The 16,192-nt window shown below is 68.6% G+C and carries 14 protein-coding genes; 7 read left to right on the top strand and 7 right to left on the bottom strand.

Annotated features, from left to right (window positions below):
* Positions 1–4: 4 nt before the first annotated feature.
* The 3 genes from xylF to htpX form a co-directional block, all read right to left on the bottom strand.
* The gene (xylF, locus tag ACEU5R_RS07155; protein WP_103273415.1) at positions 5–1,021 is read right to left on the bottom strand and encodes a D-xylose ABC transporter substrate-binding protein; all 1,017 of its coding nucleotides are present in this window, start codon (positions 1,019–1,021) and stop codon (positions 5–7) included.
* Positions 1,022–1,040: 19 nt separating this feature from the next.
* Complete coding sequence (locus ACEU5R_RS07150) at positions 1,041–2,309, bottom strand: carbohydrate porin (protein ID WP_392409654.1); 1,269 nt, start codon at positions 2,307–2,309, stop codon at positions 1,041–1,043.
* A gap of 371 nt (positions 2,310–2,680) precedes the next feature.
* Entirely contained in the window at positions 2,681–3,562 is an 882-nt protein-coding gene (gene htpX / locus ACEU5R_RS07145; RefSeq protein ID WP_103273417.1) for a protease HtpX, read from the bottom strand.
* A gap of 150 nt (positions 3,563–3,712) precedes the next feature.
* Here htpX and ACEU5R_RS07140 point away from each other — a divergent pair, with 150 nt between their 5' ends.
* Together ACEU5R_RS07140 and ACEU5R_RS07135 are read left to right on the top strand one after the other, a co-directional pair.
* A complete protein-coding gene (locus tag ACEU5R_RS07140) occupies positions 3,713–4,567 on the top strand; it encodes a DMT family transporter (protein WP_103273418.1) in 855 nt (284 codons plus the stop codon).
* Positions 4,568–4,609: 42 nt separating this feature from the next.
* The gene (locus ACEU5R_RS07135; RefSeq protein WP_392409633.1) at positions 4,610–5,467 is read left to right on the top strand and encodes a sulfurtransferase; all 858 of its coding nucleotides are present in this window, start codon (positions 4,610–4,612) and stop codon (positions 5,465–5,467) included.
* Positions 5,468–5,600: 133 nt separating this feature from the next.
* Here the strand turns inward: ACEU5R_RS07135 and ACEU5R_RS07130 are convergent, their stop codons facing one another.
* A complete protein-coding gene (locus tag ACEU5R_RS07130; RefSeq protein WP_103273420.1) occupies positions 5,601–6,170 on the bottom strand; it encodes a phosphonate degradation HD-domain oxygenase in 570 nt (189 codons plus the stop codon).
* A 47-nt stretch (positions 6,171–6,217) separates the two neighbouring features.
* Positions 6,218–7,081 (bottom strand): LysR family transcriptional regulator, encoded by an 864-nt coding sequence (locus tag ACEU5R_RS07125; RefSeq protein WP_103276376.1) that lies wholly within the window; start codon positions 7,079–7,081, stop codon positions 6,218–6,220.
* A gap of 144 nt (positions 7,082–7,225) precedes the next feature.
* On the opposite strand from ACEU5R_RS07125, the gene ACEU5R_RS07120 reads away from it, so the two are divergent.
* The 5 genes from ACEU5R_RS07120 to ACEU5R_RS07100 all read left to right on the top strand — a co-directional run bounded on the left by ACEU5R_RS07120 (position 7,226) and on the right by ACEU5R_RS07100 (position 13,492).
* Positions 7,226–8,371, top strand: a complete 1,146-nt coding sequence (locus ACEU5R_RS07120) for a putative 2-aminoethylphosphonate ABC transporter ATP-binding protein (protein WP_392409632.1) — start codon at positions 7,226–7,228, stop codon at positions 8,369–8,371.
* The gene (locus ACEU5R_RS07115; protein WP_103273421.1) at positions 8,349–10,169 is read left to right on the top strand and encodes a putative 2-aminoethylphosphonate ABC transporter permease subunit; all 1,821 of its coding nucleotides are present in this window, start codon (positions 8,349–8,351) and stop codon (positions 10,167–10,169) included. The genes ACEU5R_RS07120 and ACEU5R_RS07115 overlap by 23 nt, the downstream gene beginning before the upstream one ends.
* 29 nt (positions 10,170–10,198) lie before the next feature.
* Positions 10,199–11,020, top strand: coding sequence for a phosphonoacetaldehyde hydrolase (phnX, locus tag ACEU5R_RS07110; RefSeq protein WP_103273422.1), 822 nt, complete (start codon positions 10,199–10,201; stop codon positions 11,018–11,020).
* Positions 11,021–11,134: 114 nt separating this feature from the next.
* Entirely contained in the window at positions 11,135–12,157 is a 1,023-nt protein-coding gene (locus tag ACEU5R_RS07105; protein WP_392409629.1) for a putative 2-aminoethylphosphonate ABC transporter substrate-binding protein, read from the top strand.
* A gap of 204 nt (positions 12,158–12,361) precedes the next feature.
* A complete protein-coding gene (locus ACEU5R_RS07100) occupies positions 12,362–13,492 on the top strand; it encodes a TIGR03364 family FAD-dependent oxidoreductase (RefSeq protein WP_392409628.1) in 1,131 nt (376 codons plus the stop codon).
* Between the two features lie 106 nt (positions 13,493–13,598).
* Here the strand turns inward: ACEU5R_RS07100 and ACEU5R_RS07095 are convergent, their stop codons facing one another.
* Both ACEU5R_RS07095 and ACEU5R_RS07090 read right to left on the bottom strand, forming a co-directional pair.
* Entirely contained in the window at positions 13,599–14,744 is a 1,146-nt protein-coding gene (locus ACEU5R_RS07095; protein WP_103273425.1) for an aromatic ring-hydroxylating dioxygenase subunit alpha, read from the bottom strand.
* A gap of 374 nt (positions 14,745–15,118) precedes the next feature.
* The gene (locus tag ACEU5R_RS07090; RefSeq protein ID WP_103273426.1) at positions 15,119–16,129 is read right to left on the bottom strand and encodes an acyltransferase; all 1,011 of its coding nucleotides are present in this window, start codon (positions 16,127–16,129) and stop codon (positions 15,119–15,121) included.
* Positions 16,130–16,192: the final 63 nt, after the last annotated feature.

Here is a 16,192-nt window from a genome sequence, read left to right as displayed (position 1 = left end):
GCGGCTACTTGCCCGCGATCTGTTCCGCCGTATAGAACCCGTCCTTGACCAGGATGTCCAGGTTGTCGCGCGTCAGCAGCGTGGGCTTGAGCAGGATGCTGTCCACCTGGCCCTTGCCGTTGTCGAGCTTGGCGTTGAACGCGGGCTGCTTGCCCTGCACCAGTTCCACGGCCACCTGCGCGGCGGTACTGGCGATGCTCTTGAGCGGTTTGTAGATGGTCATGGTCTGCGTGCCCGCCGCCACGCGGCGCACGCCCGCCAGGTCGGCGTCCTGGCCCGACACCGCGACCTTGCCGGCCAGCTTCTGGCTGGTCAGCGCCTGGATCGCGCCGCCGGCCGTGCCGTCGTTCGAGGCGACGATGGCCTGGATGTTGTTGCTATTGGCGTTCAGCGCGTTCTCGATGATGGCCTGGGCCTTGGACGGATCCCATTCCGGCGTCCATTGCTCGCCCACGATCTTGATGTCGCCCTTGTCCGCCAGTGGCTTGAGCACGTTCATCTGTCCTTCGCGGAACAGGCGAGCGTTGTTGTCGGTGGAGGCGCCGCCCAGCAGGTAGTAATTGCCCTTGGGCACCACGTCGATCACGCCCTGCGCCTGCATTTCGCCGACCTTGACGTTGTCGAACGAGACATAGGCGTCCAGCGGCGCGCCCAGGATCAGGCGGTCGTAGGCGATGACCTTGATGCCGCTCTTGCGTGCCTTGGCGATCACGTTGCTCAGCACCTTGGAATTGAAGGGCACGATCACCAGCGCGTCCACGCCCTCGGCGATCAGGTTCTCCAGCTGTGCGATCTGGCGCGCCTCGTTGGCGTTGGCGGATTGCACGCTGACCTTGGCGCCCAGGGCGGTCGCGGCCTGCACGAAGTAATCGCGGTCGCGGGTCCAGCGCTCGACGCGCAGGTCGTCGATGGAAAAGCCGATCACGGGCGCTTCCTTGCTGGCGTGGGCGGCGGCGCCGGCGTACAGGGCGGCGGGCAGCGCCAGGGCGCAGGCCAGCAGGCGGCGGAAAGATAGGGTCATGTCTGTCTCCTCGTTGCGCTCAGAAGGTGATGCCGGTCTTCAGCCCGATGATGAAGGCGTCGTGGTTGCTGGACGTGCCACCCGGATGTCGGATGTACTGCAGGTTGGGCCGCAGGTAGATGGACGGAACCGGCGACCAGCTGTAGTAGGCCTCGGCCACGTACTCATAGCCGTCGCCCACCGTGGTTCGCGTGTCCAGCCGCTGGTCCTGCTGCCTCACGTAGCGCGCGTAGCGGCCATTGTTGTGGGTTGCGCCGATGGCCACGCCGACCACGTCGCGCGGCTGCCCGAAAGGCCCTTTGTACTGCAGGCCCAGCGCGAGCTGGTGATCCTGCGCCGCGGTGGCGCGGTCGGCCTGCGAGAAGTTCAGGAACACCGAGGCGCCGCGCGCGCCGGCGGCGCCGCTGACCTGCTGCTCGAAGTTCAGGTAGAAGCCATACTGGCCGTTGCGTTCGCGCGGCGCCAGCCCGGTGAGGCCGCGCGCGTCGCCGTTCACGTCCTGGTACAGATCCTTGCCCCGCGAGGTGTTGTACCAGGCGCCGAACTTGTAGGAGCCGGGCAGTCCGTTCCAGGACGGCAGCACGCCGAATTCCAGCGGGATCAGCGCGCCGGTGGTGCCGCCGGGATTGTCCAGCGACAGCCCGTGGCGGCGGGCGTAGCCGTCGTCCACGTACTTCGGGTTGACCTGATAGACGCCGGCCTGCAGATAGGTCTGTTCCGACGTGCTGACCTTCAGGCGCGTGGCCCACTGGCTGGTTGGCCAGTTGACCCAGTAGCTGCCCACCAGATTGCCGGGCTGCGAGCCGCAGAAGGTCAGGTTCTGGAAGTCGCAGGAGAAGCTTGCGAAATCCTCGCCTACCGTCATGCGGCCGAATTTCCATTGCACCCGGTTGTCCAGGAAGGACTGGTTGAGCCAGAACTGCGTCATGTGCCAGGTTTGGCCACGGCCGTAGACCTCCTGGATCAGCATGTTGTTGCCGATGCCGGCGTCGGCGCCCAGATTGCGGCCGTTGCGGTCGGTGATGGTCATCTGGAAGGTGCCGCCGCGCCAGCCCCAGAGCTTGTCCAGGTTCAGCGTGGCGCCGAAGACCCACTGGTCGGTGTAGCGGGTCAGCTTGTCCTTGCCGCCGCTGAAGTTGTGCGCGGCTTCGCCGGTATAGCCGAGGTTGAGGTCGATGCCGCGCTCGGACAGGCTGGTGCGCAGGCCGCCCCAGTCGCCGAACAGGTGCGGGCTGGTGGTGATGTCATACGCCTGGGCCGCGCCGGCGGCGGTCAACAGGCCGGCCATGAGCAGCGGCCGGAGGAAGGGCAGGCGCATGGGGGAGCGATGCCGGAGGCGCGCGCCAGCGCCGTCCGCTGCCGGGGGGCAGGGAGGTGTTGCCATGACTTGTCTCCTGTCGCCGCGTGCCGCGGGTGGGCGGGTCGGCTTGTATGTCGTTGGCCGACGGCTTGTCGGCGAAGCTAGTTTCAGTGCAATTGACAGCGCTGTCAATTCACTTGGTACCTAGGGATTTCGCTAGGAACGGGGCAGGGGACCTTCGGCGCCGCAAGGGCTGGATGCGTGCGTATCGCAGGCGCGCCGTGGCTTGCGGGCAGGAAAAAGCCCGCTTGCGCGGGCTTTTTTTCTGTGGACCATCAGCGCCCTCGCGGGCGCCGGAATCAGGCCGGACGGGCTTGCTGCAGCGCCGCGATGCGGGCCGGGATCGGCGGGTGCGAGGCGAACATCGCGGCCAGGCCGCCCTTGCCGGTGATGCCCGAGGCCTCGAAGGACTTGGGCAGTTCGCCGGCTTCGACGCCGCCCAGGCGGGCCAGGGCGCGGATCATGGGTTCGCGGGCGCCCATCAGGTGGGCCGAGCCGGCATCGGCGCGGTATTCGCGCTGGCGCGAGAACCAGGCGACGATGATCGACGCCAGGATGCCGAAAATGATCTCACAGACCAGCACGGTGACGTAGTAGCCGATGCCCATGCCGCGCTCGTTCTTGAGCACGACGCGGTCGATGAAGTAGCCGACCACGCGCGCCAGGAACACCACGAAGGTGTTGACCACGCCCTGGATCAGGGTCAGCGTGACCATGTCGCCGTTGGCGATGTGGGCCACTTCGTGGGCCAGCACGGCGGCGACTTCCTCTTCGGTCATGCTTTCCAGCAGACCGGTGGATACCGCGACCAGCGAGTCGTTCTTGAACGCGCCGGTGGCGAAGGCGTTCGGCGCGCCTTCGTAGATGGCGACTTCGGGACGGCCGATGCCGGCGCGATCGGCCAGTTGGTGCACGGTATCGAGCAGCCAGGCCTCGCGCTGATTGCGCGGGGCGTTCGGATCCAGCACTTGCGCGCCGGTGCTCCATTTGGCCATGGGCTTGCTGATGAGCAGCGAGATGATCGCGCCGGTGAAGCCAACGACGACCGAGAACACCAACAGCGCCTGCAGGTTCAGGCCCTGCGCGGTGATGTATCTGTCCACCCCGAGGATGCGCAGCGTGGCCGACAGGACCAGCATCACAGCCAGGTTGGTGATGACGAACAAGACGATGCGTTTCATGCTTTTTATGTTCCTCTGCGAGCAGGATAGTTCGGCTTGGACTGCAAGGCGGGCCGCCAGTTCCCCGACCGCCGGCGCCGCCTCCGGTGACGGGGAGTATAGTATCGCTTTCCCTCGGTTCCCTTCACTTTTTACCTAGCGCAGGTCCCCATGCAGGCTCTCTGGATGTTGGTGGCGTCAGCCATGTTCGCCATCATGGGGTCGTTCGTGAAGCTCGGCACCGAGCACGGCGCGTCGCTGCCGCTGGTGGTGCTGTTCCGCGGCCTGCCTTCGGTCATCCTGCTGCTGATCTGGGCGCGCGCCGGACGCCAGTCCATCGTGCCCACCAGCTGGAAGCTGCACCTGTGGCGCAACCTGTCCGGCGTCACCTCGATGTGGCTGGGCTTCTATGCCATCGCCCACCTGCCGCTGGCCACCGCCACCAGCCTGAACTACACCGCGCCGCTGTTCATCGCCTGCTGGATGCTGGGCTGGGGCGGCGCGCAGCGCGACGCCGTGCGCATCACCGCCGTGGCGCTGGGCTTCCTGGGCGTGATCGCCGTGCTGCGTCCCAGCATCAACGACGACCAATGGCTGGCGGCGCTGCTGGGGCTGACGGCCGGCGCGATGTCGGCCGTCGCCATGATGCAGATCCGTCAGCTCGGCCGCATCGGCGAGCCCGAATGGCGCACGGTGCTGTTCTTTTCCGTGGCGGTCTGTCTGTCCAGCGCCGCCGGCCTGGGCTTCGACGGCTGGGGCCAGGCCGACTGGCCCGGCTATGCCGCACTGGTGGGCGTGGGCGTGGCCGGCCTGTTCGGCCAGCTGGCGATGACGCGGGCCTTCGGCCTGGGCTCGGCGCTGCTGACCGCCGCCCTGCAGTACTCCACCATCATTTTCGCGGCGCTGCTGGGCATGGGCCTGTGGGGCGACCGCCTGGACGGCCTGGCCTGGGCCGGCATGGCGCTGATCATCTTCGCCGGACTGCTGTCGGTCTGGCGCACCATGCGCGATCCCAAACCGGCCTGAGTCCCGGCCGTCCATCCGAATTCAGCAAGAGGAGTCCGACCGATGACGATGACCCTGATTTCCGCCGCCGAACTGGCCGAGCGCCTGGGCGGCGCCGACCTGCGCGTGTTCGACGTGCGCCACGACCTGATGAACCATGCCGCCGGCCGCCAGGCCTATGAGGCCGGCCATATCGCCGGCGCCCGCTACCTCGATCACGAGACCGAGCTGGCCGCCCCCCGCACGGGCAAGAACGGCCGCCACCCGCTGCCGTCGCGCGCGGAATTCGGCGCGCTGATGGCCGCTCACGGCGTCACGCCGCAGACCCTGGTGGTGGCCTATGACGCCAGCGGCGGCATGTACGCCGCCCATCTGTGGTGGATGCTGCGCTGGCTGGGCCATGAGCGCGTGGCGGTGCTGGACGGCGGCTGGCAGGCCTGGACCGCGGCCGGCCTGCCCGTTTCGACCGAGCCGGGCGTGGCGGCGCGGCCGGGCCAGCCCGTCGAGCCGGGCGCGTCGCTGGCCGCGACGGTGGATGCCGCCACGGTGCTGGCCAATATCGCCCAGCCCGCCTTTACCGTGATCGACGCGCGCGCCGCCAACCGCTATCGCGGCGAGGTCGAACCCATGGACCCGGTGGCCGGCCACATCCCGGGCGCGCTGAACCGCCCCAACGGCGAGAACCTGCGGACCGACGGCCGCTTCAAGGCGCCGGAGCAGTTGCGCGCCGAGTTCACGGCGCTGCTGGCGGGCCGCGATCCGGCCGCCATCGTGCATCAGTGCGGCTCGGGCATCACCGCCTGCCACAATCTGCTGTCCATGGAAATCGCCGGCCTGTCCGGTTCGCGCCTGTATCCGGGCTCGTGGAGCGAGTGGTGCAGCGACCCGTCGCGTCCGGTGGCCACGGGCGCCGTGGCCTGAGGGCGGGGCGCCGGTCCTTGCCGGCCGGCATGAAAGAGAAAAGCCAGGGCGATGCCCTGGCTTTTTTTTTGCTGCGTCCGGCCGGTCTTGCAGAGCGCCGACGCCGACCCGGGCGCGAGGCAGGCGCGGTTTTCTAGTGGATCGCCGCCAGCTTCGCCCGCGTCGACACGCTCTCGGCGATCTCCAGGTAATGCTCCAGCGAGGGCGTGATCAGCCCCGGCACCTTGGCCATGTCGTCCCAGCGTCTCAGCCGAATCGCATCCGGCGCGCCCGGCAGGCTGGCGAAATCCAGCGCCTGGCCCGCATCGAAGCTGCCCCCCTGCAGCGCCAGGCTGCGCTTCGAGTCCTCCGAGAGCGACGCTTCATAGTGGGGCTCCAGATAGCAGAGGTAGCGCTTGGCCTCGACGTGCAGCCGGATCGGCTCCAGCACGCCCGGGCCGAACAGGCCGCGCAGGAATGGCAGCACGAAGTACTGGTGCTTGTCGTCCAGGCCGCGCAGCGTGGGCGTGCCGGGCCGGTCGGCGATCAGGTGCCCCAGGTCGTGCAGCAGGCAGGCGGTGATCAGTTCGGGGCCGGCGTGGTGGCGCTCGGCCAGCGCGGCGGTCTGCAGCGCGTGGCGCAGGTGGCTGACGGACTCGCCGTCATAGGAGCGATGTCCGCGTTCAAGGAACAGCTGCTCAATGTCTTGCAAGGTCAAGGCCATGGTTGTCTCCTGAGTGGCCGCAAGGGGGAAGCGCTCGACGGCCGGGCTCAGCCGGCGGCAGGCGCCATCTCCAGAAAGCGCGCGATCAGCTGCACCGGTTGGCGCTCGCGCAGGCAGTACAGGTATTCGTGCATCACGATCTCGGCGCCCTCGATGTCGAGGGCGGCCAGGTCCGGATGGGAAGGGATTTCGCGCGAGGGGATCAGGCTGATCCCCAGGTCGCTCAGGATGGCCTGCCGGATCGACTCGCGGCTGCCGATCTCCAGCGTGCGGCGCACGCTGACGCCGGCCTGTCGCAGCGCTTCCTCGGTGAGCTGGCGCGTCATCGAGCCGGGCTCGCGCAACAGCAGGGCGTGTTCGGACAGGTCGGCCAGCGACACACGGCCGCGCCGCGCCAGCGGGTGGTCGCGGTGCGTGACCACGCGAATGGGGTCGGCGGCGATCAGGCGCCGGTACAAATGCTTGTCATCCATCAGAAACGAGGACGTGGCAATCTCGATCTGATAGTCGTGCAGCGCCTGCAGCATGCTCTGCGAATTGCCGATGACCAGCGTCAGGTCGATGCCCGGATAGCGCTGGTTGTACCGCCGCACCGTGTCCATGATGTAGAACGGTCCGGTGGCGCCGACCCGCAGGTTGCCTTCGCGCAGGTCGCTGGCGTCGCGCAGCCGGAAATCGATCTCGGTTTCCTGCTGCACCAGCTTCTCGACCATCGGCATCAGGCTGTGGCCGGCGTCCGACAGCCGCATGCCGCGCCCTTGCCGGTGGAACAGCTCGACGCCGTAGCGCGATTCGAGCTGGCGCAGCTGGCCCGTCACCGTGGGCTGGCTGACGCCCAGCTGGGCGGCGGCCTTGGTGACGGTTCCGCAGCGGGCCACGGCATAGAAGGATTTGAGTTCGGCGACGAGCACGGTACAGGCGAGGGGAGCGCGGATTTCGCAGGATCGCCAGTACACCAAAATAATTTGATGTTTTTATTACTACCTTTGTGCGAAGTGTCATAAACGCACAATAAGCCGCTCCCATACTGCCGCTGTTCCCCTACCGGAGGCGTCATGCCCCAACACGACAGCGACTCTATTTCGGCGGCAGCGTCCCCGGAAACGCCGCCCTCGGCGCGCAGCGGCCAGCCCGGCGCGCGCGGCGGCTTCCTGACGGTACGCAACCTGGTCAAGCGCTTCGGCGCCCACACCGCATTGGCCGATGTGTCGCTGGATATCCGCGCCGGCGAGCTGGTCTGCCTGCTGGGCCCCTCGGGCTGCGGCAAGACCACGCTGCTGCGCGCCATCGCCGGGCTGGAACGCCAGGACAGCGGCGTCATCACGCTGTCCGGCCGCGACATCTCCCATGCCGAGCCGCAGGAACGCGACTACGGCATCCTGTTTCAGTCCTATGCCCTGTTTCCCAATCTGACCGTGGCGCAGAACGTCGCCTACGGCCTGAGCGGCAAGCGCGCGCATCGCAAGCACGTGGCGGGCAGGGTCGAGGAAATGCTGACGCTGGTGGGCCTGGCCGGCGCCGCCAATAAATATCCGGGACAGATTTCCGGCGGCCAGCAGCAGCGCGTGGCCCTGGCCCGCGCGCTGGCGCCGTCGCCGTCCCTGCTGCTGCTGGACGAGCCCATGTCGGCGCTGGACGCCCGCGTGCGCGAGCACCTGCGCATCGAATTGCGCGCGCTGCAGAAGCGCCTGTCCATCACCACGCTGATGGTCACGCACGATCAGGAAGAGGCCATGGTCATGGCCGACCGCATCGCCGTCATGAACGGCGGCGTCATCGAGCAGTTCGGCACGCCGCGCGAACTCTACCGCCAGCCCGGCTCGGCCTTCATCGCCGACTTCGTGGGCGAGGCCAACTGGCTGCCGTTCGAGCGCATCGACGCGCACCGCGCCCGCGTGGGCCGTCAGGAACTGGCCGTGGACGAGGCGCTGGGCGCCGCGTCCGGCCGCCTGTTCGTGCGCCCCGAGGCCGTGCGCGTCAGCGCCGTGCGGCCGGAACAGCCCAACGCCATGCTGGCCGACGTGCTCGACGGCGTGTTCCTGGGCCGAGGCTACCGCCTGGCCTTGCGCCTGGAAGGCGTGCCCGGCGCCACCGTGCATTCCATCGTGTCCCCCGAAACCGGAGACGCCCTGCTGGGCCCTCACGCCGCCAGCCGCTGCTGGGTGGAGCTGCCGCGCCATGCGATTCGCGCCTACGCTTGACGCGGGTTCCGCGCCCGCCGCCGACGCCGCGCCCGCCGCCGTGAGCCAGCCGCCCCTGACGCCGGCGCCCCCGGTGACGCCCGCCGCCTCGTTCCCCGCGCTGGGCCGCCGCCCGCTGCCGCGCTGGGTCGGCTCCGCCGGCCTGGGCCTGGGGCAGGGCGCGCTGGTGCTGGGGCTGGCGCTGTTCCTGGCGCTGCCGCTGCTCGCCATCCTGATCAAGTCCGTGACCGACGGCGACGGCGCCTGGGTCGGGCTGTCCGTGATGACCGGCATCATCGCCGGCGACGGTTTTCTCGCCATGGTCGGGCGCAGCCTCGCCGTGGGCATGGTCACCACGCTGCTGGTGGTGCCCGCCGCCTACGCCTTCGCCTACGGCCTGACGCGCACCCGCCTGCCCGGCAAGGGCCTGTTGCGCATCACGGCGCTGCTGCCGCTGCTGGCGCCGTCGCTGCTGCCCGGCATCGCGCTGGTGTACCTGCTGGGCAACCAGGGCCTGCTCAAGGGCTTGACCGGCGGCGCCACCATCTATGGTTTCTGGGGCATCGTGGTCGGCGAGGCGTTCTATACCTTCCCGCATGCGCTGATGATCCTCCTGACCGGCCTGGCCCTGGCCGATGGCCGGCTCTACGACGCCGCCCGCGCCATGGGCGCCGGACACTGGCGCACCTTCATGACCGTGACCCTGCCGGGCACGCGCTATGCGGTGTTCTCGGCCTGCTGCGTGGTGTTCACGCTGACCGTCACCGACTTCGGCGTGCCCAAGGTGGTGGGCGGCGATTACAACGTGCTGGCGATGGAAGCCTACAAGGCGGTGGTCGGCCAGCAGAACTTCTCCAAGGGCGCGGCCATCGGCCTGATGCTGCTGCTGCCCGCCGTGCTGACCTTCGTGCTGGACCGCCGCCTGCGCGCCCGCCAGGGCGCCCAGATGAGCGGTCGCGCCCAGCCCTACGCGGCGGGCCCGAACCGCCGGCGCGACGCGGCCTTCCTGGCGCTGGCCTGCGTCATGGCGGCGCTGATCCTGCTGATAGTGGGCGTGGCGGTGTGGGCCTCGTTCGTGAAGATGTGGCCGTACAACCTGTCCATGTCGCTGCGTTCCTATGACTTCGACAACATGGACGGCGGCGGCTGGCTGGCCTGGCGCAACAGCCTGGAGCTGGCGTTCTGCACGGCCCTGCTGGGCACGGCGGCGGTGTTCAGCGGCGCCTGGATGATGGAAAAGGTGCCGGCGCGCGGCGCCGCCGCCCGCGGCCTGCGCGGCCTGGCCGGCATGCTGGCGCTGATGCCCATGGCGGTGCCGGGGCTGGTGCTGGGCCTGGGCTACATCTTCTTCTTCAACAGCCCGTCCAATCCGCTGAACCTGCTGTACGGCACCATGCCGCTGCTGGTCCTGTGCACCATCGTGCACTTCTACACCAGCGCCCACCTGACCGCGACCACGGCGCTCAACGCGCTGGATCCGGAGTTCGAGGCCGCCTCGGCCTCGCTCAAGGTGCCGCGCCTGACCACGTTCCTGCGCGTCACGCTGCCGATGTGCCTGCCCGCGGCGCTGGACGTGGCCCGCTACCTGTTCGTGTCCGCCATGACGACGGTGTCCGCCGTGGTGTTCCTGTACAGCCCCAAGACCGTGCTGGCTGCGGTGGCGGTGCTGAACATGGATGACGCCGGCTTCATCGGCCCGGCCGCCGCCATGTGCGCCGTGATCATGGCCAGCTCGGCGGTCGCCTCGCTGGCGCTGCATTTGGCCAGCCGCGCCATGCTGGCCCGCACCCAGGCCTGGCGCCGCCCGGCCGCCGCCTGACCGCAACGATTCAAGACAAGGATGACTACATGACTGCCAAAACCCTGCCCGTCCGCCTGGAGGCGGTGATCTTCGACTGGGCCGGCACGCTGGTCGACTTCGGCTCCTTCGCGCCCACCAAGGTGTTCGTCGACGCTTTCGCGCAGTTCGGCGTGGAGATGTCGCTGGAAGTGGCCCGCGGCCCCATGGGCATGGGCAAGTGGGACCACATCCGCACGCTGTGCGACCTGCCCGCCATCGCGTCCCAGTACGAGGCGCGTTTCGGCCGCCTGCCGACCGATGACGACGTCACCGCCATCTACGAGCGCTTCCTGCCCATGCAGCTGGAAAAAGTGGCGCAGTACTCGGCCGCGATTCCCGGCGCCGCCGAGCAGCTGCGCGCATTGCGCCAGCGCGGCCTGAAGATCGGTTCGTGCTCGGGCTACCCGGCCAGCGTGATGCGCCGCGTGATCGAGCGCGCCGCCACCGAGGGGCTGGAGCCCGAATGCATCGTCGCCAGCGACGAGGTGCCGCGCGCGCGTCCCGCGCCGGCCATGGCGCTGAAGAACGTGATCGAGCTGGGCCTGTCCGACGTGGCCGCCTGCGTCAAGGTCGACGACACCGCCCCCGGCATCGAGGAAGGCCGCCGCGCCGGTATGTGGACGGTGGGCCTGCTGCTGTCCGGCAACGCCGCCGGCCTGACGCTGGAGGAATACCTGAGCCTGGACGAGGCTGGCCGCGACGCCGCCCGCGCCCGGGCCGACGCCGAGCTGTCCGGCGCCGCGCCGCATTACCTGATCGACACGGTGGCCGACCTGCCGGCCGTGATCTCCGACATCGAACGCCGGCTGGCGGCGGGCCAGCGTCCCTGAGCTGCCCGCCACTTTTTTTTCCCTGCGACGTTTTCGCACGACCTGCGCGGCGGCCATCCGGCCAGCCGCGTGACCTTCATCAGTCTTTTTTCCGCTCATCCACGGAGTACACACATGAATCGCTACAAGCTGCTTGCCCTGGCCGCCGCCCTGTCGGGCGTGATGGGCGCCGCCTCCGCCGAGACCACGCTGACGGTCTACACCGCGCTGGAAGCCGACCAGATCAAGGCCTATCAGGCCGCGTTCGAGAAGGCCAATCCCGACATCAAGATCCAGTGGGTGCGCGATTCCACCGGCATCATCACCGCCAAGCTGCTGGCCGAGAAGAACAACCCCAAGGCCGACGCCATCTGGGGCCTGGCCGGCACCTCGCTGGGCCTGATGGACAAGGAAGGCATGCTGCAGCCCTACGCCCCCAAGGGCCTGGACCAGATCGCCGCCAACATGCGTGACGCCAAGGCCGAGCCCTCCTGGGTCGGCATGGACGGCTTCGCCGCCGCCATCTGCTTCAACACCGTCGAGGCCGAAAAGCAGAAGCTGCCCAAGCCCACGTCGTGGCAGGACCTGACCAAGCCCGTGTACGCCGGCAAGATCGTCATGCCGAACCCGGCCTCGTCGGGCACCGGCTTCCTGGACGTCAGCGCCTGGCTGCAGATCTTCGGCGAAGAGAAGGGCTGGGCCTACATGGACGCCCTGCACAAGAACATCGGCTCGTACACGCACTCGGGCTCCAAGCCTTGCAACCTGGCCGCCTCGGGCGAGTTCCCGATCGGCGTCTCGTTCGACTACCGCGCCGCCAAGCTGAAGGCCGACGGCGCGCCGGTCGAAGCCGTGTTCCCGTCGGAAGGCCTGGGCTGGGAAGTCGAAGCCACCGCCATCGTCAAGGGCACCAAGAATCTGGAAGCCGCCCGCAAGCTGGCCGACTTCTCCGCCAGCCGCGAGGCCAACGAGCTGTACAAGGCCAACTTCGCCGTGCTGGCCATCCCGTCGATCGCCACGTCCAACCCGAACCTGCCGGCCGATCTGACCAAGCGCATGATCAAGAACGACTTCACCTGGGCCGCCACCAACCGCGACCGCATCATCGCCGAGTGGACCAAGCGCTACGACGGCAAGTCCGAGCCGAAGAAGAAGTAAGCAGGCAGGCGGCAGGGCAGCGCCGCGAGGGCGCTGCCCGCTTCATCCCGGTTCACCTTTCAGTTTCACCTTTCCGTTCTTCGTCGCGTTGAAACGCTTCCCGCCGAAGCCGGGCGGGGCCGCACGGAACCGGCTTTGCCGGTCCGTCGCGGCGCCCCCTTGAGGGGGAAGCGCGCCAGCGCTTCGGAGGTGGGTTCTCTACACATGAAGAATTTTGACGTAATCGTGGTGGGCGCGGGCATGCTCGGCATCGCGCATGCCTGGGCGGCCGCCAAGCGCGGGCTATCGGTGGCCGTGATCGAGCGCAGCCGCCAGGCGCACGGCGCCACGATCCGCAACTTTGGCCAGGTGATCGTGACCGGCCAGGCGCCCGGCATGATGCTGTCGCATGCGCAGCAGGCGCGCGAGCTGTGGCTGGACCTGGCCGCCAAGGCGGGCTTTCATGTGCGCGCCAACGGCGCGCTGGTGCTGGCGCGCAACGCCGACGAGGCCGACGTGCTGCAGGAGTTCGCCGACACGCGTCTGCGGCAGGAAGGCTATCGCGCCGAGCTGCTGTCGGGCCGCGAGGTCGCCGCGCTGTACGACGGCCGCCTGGCGCACCACTGCGCCGCGCTGCGCGGCCTGGACGATCTGCAGATCTATTCGCGCGAGGCGCTGCCCGCCATCACCCGCTATCTGGCGGAATCGCTGGGCGTGACCTTCATCACCGGCACGCTGGCGCGCGCGGTGGAGCAGGGCCGGGTGGCGACCACTGCCGGCGAGTTCCGTGGCGATCATGTGTTCGTCTGCCCCGGCCATGATTACCTGACGCTGCTGCCGGAACGCTTCGCGCCGCTGAACCTGGAAGTCACGCGCCTGCAGATGCTGCGCGCGGCCTTCGAGTCGGCCCCGTTCGCGCTGGACCGGCCGCTGTTGACCGGTCTGTCCTGCGTGCACTACGGCGCGTTCTCGGACCTGCCGTCCGCGCTGGCGCTGCGCGAGGTGATCCAGGCGCGCACGCCCATGCTGCTGGATAACGGCATCCACCTGCTGGTCAGCCCCACGCCCTATGGCGAGCTGATCATCGGCGATTCGCACCAGTACGGCCAGGACGCGCCCCCGTTCAACGACGAGGCGGTCGACAACGCCATGCTGGACCTGGCCTCGCAGGCGCTGGGCGCGCGGCTGCGCGTGGTCGAGCGCTGGCAGGGCGTGTATGGCGCGCACGGCCCGGCGCCGTTCTCGGTCATGCCGGTGGACGATGCGACCACGGTCGCCGTGATGCACTCGGGCGTGGGCATGACGGTGGGCCTGGCGATCGGCGAGCGCACGGTGGCGGGCATCACCGGACGCTGAAGCCGGGCCACGGGCCGCAAACGCGCAGGGAAAAGACAAGGGCCTCGCGGATATCCGCGAGGCCCTTGTGCGTGAGGCGGCTCGGAAGCAGGCTTGGGGGCGGGCTTCAGGGCTCTCCCATGGTGCGCCGGTACCATTCATGGAAGTGCTGCATGCCGTCTTCCATGGGCGACTGGTACGGGCCGGTCTCGTTCACGCCGCGCAGCATCAGGGCCTTGCGGCCGGCGTCCATGCGCTCGGCGATCTCGTCGTCCTCGATCGCCGTTTCCATGTAGGCCGCGCGCTGCGCCTCGACGAACTCGCGCTCGAAGGCGGCGATTTCCTCGGGGTAGTAGAACTCGACCACGTTCACCGTTTCCTGCGGGCTCTTCGGGTACAGCGTGGACAGCACCAGCACGTGCGGATACAGCTCGATCATGTGGGTCGGGAAATACGTGACCCAGACCGCGCCGAAATCGGGCGCGTCGCCCTCGCGGAACGACAGCAGCCGGTCATGCCACTGCTTGTAGACCTCGGAACCCGGCTGGGCCAGCGCATTGTGCACGCCGACCTTCTGCAGGCTGTACCAATCGTTGAACTCCCAGGTCAGGTCGTCGCAGGTGACGAAGCGGCCCAGGCCCGGATGGAACGGGCCGACGTGGTAGTCCTCGAGGTAGACCTCGATGAAGGTTTTCCAGTTGTAGTTGCACTGGTGCACTTCCACATGGTCCAGCACGTAGTCGCCGAAGTCGAACTCCGGCCGCGCGAACAGCGGCGCCATGTCCGAGGCGGGATCGCGCGGGCCTTCGAACAGCAGGCCGTGGCAATCGCGCAGGCGGAACTTCTGCAGGTTCATGCAGGGCGTGGTGTCGAACTGAGGCGCGCCCAGCAGCTCGCCCTGGTTGTTGTAGGTCCAGCGGTGCAGGGGGCAGACGATGTTGCCCCCGGTGGCCTTCAGGCTGCCGTGCGTGTTGCAGTTGCCGGCCACGTTGCCGGTTTCTCCGCCAAGCATCAGCGCCTGACGGTGGCGGCAGACATTTGAGATGAGATCGACGCCTTGCTGGTTGCGAACCAGCACACGCCCTCCGTTTTCCTGGACCAGGGTACGCCAATCCCCCACTTCGGGCACCAGCTTCTGGTGGCCGACGTACTGCGAGGATTGCTTGAAAATGAGTTCTTGCTCGCGGGCAAAGAGGGCTTCGTCAAAATACGCGCTGACGGGTAGCTGGGTGCGAGCTGGCACGACATGTGCCATCCGACCGATGTCGGTCATGATTCCCTCCGCTCGGGTAAAAAAGCCAGGCGGGCTGAGCTTTGCCTGCAGCCCTGGCCGTATCCCACCTTGGGATCGCCCCGGGCCTCGCGGGTTCCCCCAAGGTGCCGGGGAAGCGGCGGATGCCGTCGTTGCTGCCGACGCTTACCGCCGATGTTTCCGCTATCAGGGTCCGCAATGTGCCCGTTCTGGCGCGAAGAAAAATCGGTGTCTGGCCGATCAAATAAGGCGTGAATTGTACCCCAACCCTTTTTCCCGCGCCCATGATGGCGCAAGGGGCTTGGCGGGGCGAGACGGGGTTGCGCTTGACCTGGCGCAAACGGGCTCGTTCTGGGCGCCTGGCGGCGGGCGTCGATCCATTCGGCCTACGCCTTTCAGACCAGCCTGCGGGTCGCGGGATGACGTCGCAACAGCCAGCTGCTCGCGGCCGACAGGGCGAACACGGCCGCCGTCAGCAAGGGCAGCGTCCAGGCCGTGCCGTGGCCGCCGCGCAGCAGGCCCGCGCGCTGCGCCAGGTCCAGGAACACCGGATGGATCAGGTAGACGCCGAAGGTCAGCGGCGCCAGCCGCGCGAGCCGGGGCAGGCGCGGCGCGTCCACGATCAGCTGGAACGCGGCCAGCGACATGAACGGCACGGTCAGGCTGAAGTAGTCATAGAAGTAGGTGTTGAGCATCCGTGAGCTGGACAGCAGGTACACGCCCAGGGCCGTGGCGGCCACGCTGGCCGCCAGCATCAGGCCGGGGCGGGGAATGCGCAGCTCGCCCGCGTGGATCATGCGTCCGGCGACGAAATACCCCAGATAGGGCAGGAACCAGGTCAGGAAGAAGCCGGGCGGGGCGTCCAGGGCGCGGCGGTACAGCGCGTCCAGGATCGCCAGGCCAAGGATGCCCACGACCCACAGGGCGCGGGCCTGGCGCGAACTGCGCGCCGCCAGCGCGCGCACCAGCGGCGCGAACAGGTACAGGCCCACGATCATGTACAGGTACCACAGGTGATAGTAGGGCTCGCCATGGGCCAGCTTGCGCGGCCAGAAGGACAGGTCCAGCCGGCCGTCGTCGATCCAGTCCAGCGCCGTGCGCCAGAGCAGGTAGAACAGCGTCCAGAACAGCAGCGGCGCGCAGATCCGCGCCACGCGGCGGCTGTAGAAGCGGCGCGCGTCCTGCGGCCGTTCGGGGTCCAGCAGCAGGGCGCCGCTGATCATCACGAACACCGGCACGCACCAGCGGGCCGCCGAGTCGTACAGGTTGGCCGCCAGCCAGGCGCCGCTGCCGTAGGCTGCCGGGTCGCTGACCACGGTCGCGGCGCCATGCAGCATCACCACGGCCACGGCGGCCAGCCAGCGGGCGGCGTCCAGGCGGGCGTATCGATCGTCGGATTCGGGCATCGGGCTCCTTGCGCGGACAGGGAAAGGCGTCCGCTCGCGGGGCCGCGGCGCGGGCCGCAGCCT

It is taken from the genome of Achromobacter sp. 413638 (assembly GCF_043119405.1).
Lineage (GTDB): Bacteria > Pseudomonadota > Gammaproteobacteria > Burkholderiales > Burkholderiaceae_B > Achromobacter.
This window is presented reverse-complemented; position numbering and strand designations above follow the sequence as displayed.

Bases quoted from the DNA above. Each gene is read 5' to 3' on its own strand.
- xylF (WP_103273415.1), bottom strand. From the start codon at position 1,021: ATGACCCTATCTTTCCGCCGCCTGCTGGCCTGCGCCCTGGCGCTGCCC.
- ACEU5R_RS07150 (WP_392409654.1), bottom strand. From the start codon at position 2,309: ATGGCCGGCCTGTTGACCGCCGCCGGCGCGGCCCAGGCGTATGACATC.
- htpX (WP_103273417.1), bottom strand. From the start codon at position 3,562: ATGAAACGCATCGTCTTGTTCGTCATCACCAACCTGGCTGTGATGCTG.
- ACEU5R_RS07140 (WP_103273418.1), top strand. From the start codon at position 3,713: ATGCAGGCTCTCTGGATGTTGGTGGCGTCAGCCATGTTCGCCATCATG.
- ACEU5R_RS07135 (WP_392409633.1), top strand. From the start codon at position 4,610: ATGACGATGACCCTGATTTCCGCCGCCGAACTGGCCGAGCGCCTGGGC.
- ACEU5R_RS07130 (WP_103273420.1), bottom strand. From the start codon at position 6,170: ATGGCCTTGACCTTGCAAGACATTGAGCAGCTGTTCCTTGAACGCGGA.
- ACEU5R_RS07120 (WP_392409632.1), top strand. From the start codon at position 7,226: ATGCCCCAACACGACAGCGACTCTATTTCGGCGGCAGCGTCCCCGGAA.
- ACEU5R_RS07115 (WP_103273421.1), top strand. From the start codon at position 8,349: ATGCGATTCGCGCCTACGCTTGACGCGGGTTCCGCGCCCGCCGCCGAC.
- phnX (WP_103273422.1), top strand. From the start codon at position 10,199: ATGACTGCCAAAACCCTGCCCGTCCGCCTGGAGGCGGTGATCTTCGAC.
- ACEU5R_RS07105 (WP_392409629.1), top strand. From the start codon at position 11,135: ATGAATCGCTACAAGCTGCTTGCCCTGGCCGCCGCCCTGTCGGGCGTG.
- ACEU5R_RS07100 (WP_392409628.1), top strand. From the start codon at position 12,362: ATGAAGAATTTTGACGTAATCGTGGTGGGCGCGGGCATGCTCGGCATC.
- ACEU5R_RS07095 (WP_103273425.1), bottom strand. From the start codon at position 14,744: ATGACCGACATCGGTCGGATGGCACATGTCGTGCCAGCTCGCACCCAG.
- ACEU5R_RS07090 (WP_103273426.1), bottom strand. From the start codon at position 16,129: ATGCCCGAATCCGACGATCGATACGCCCGCCTGGACGCCGCCCGCTGG.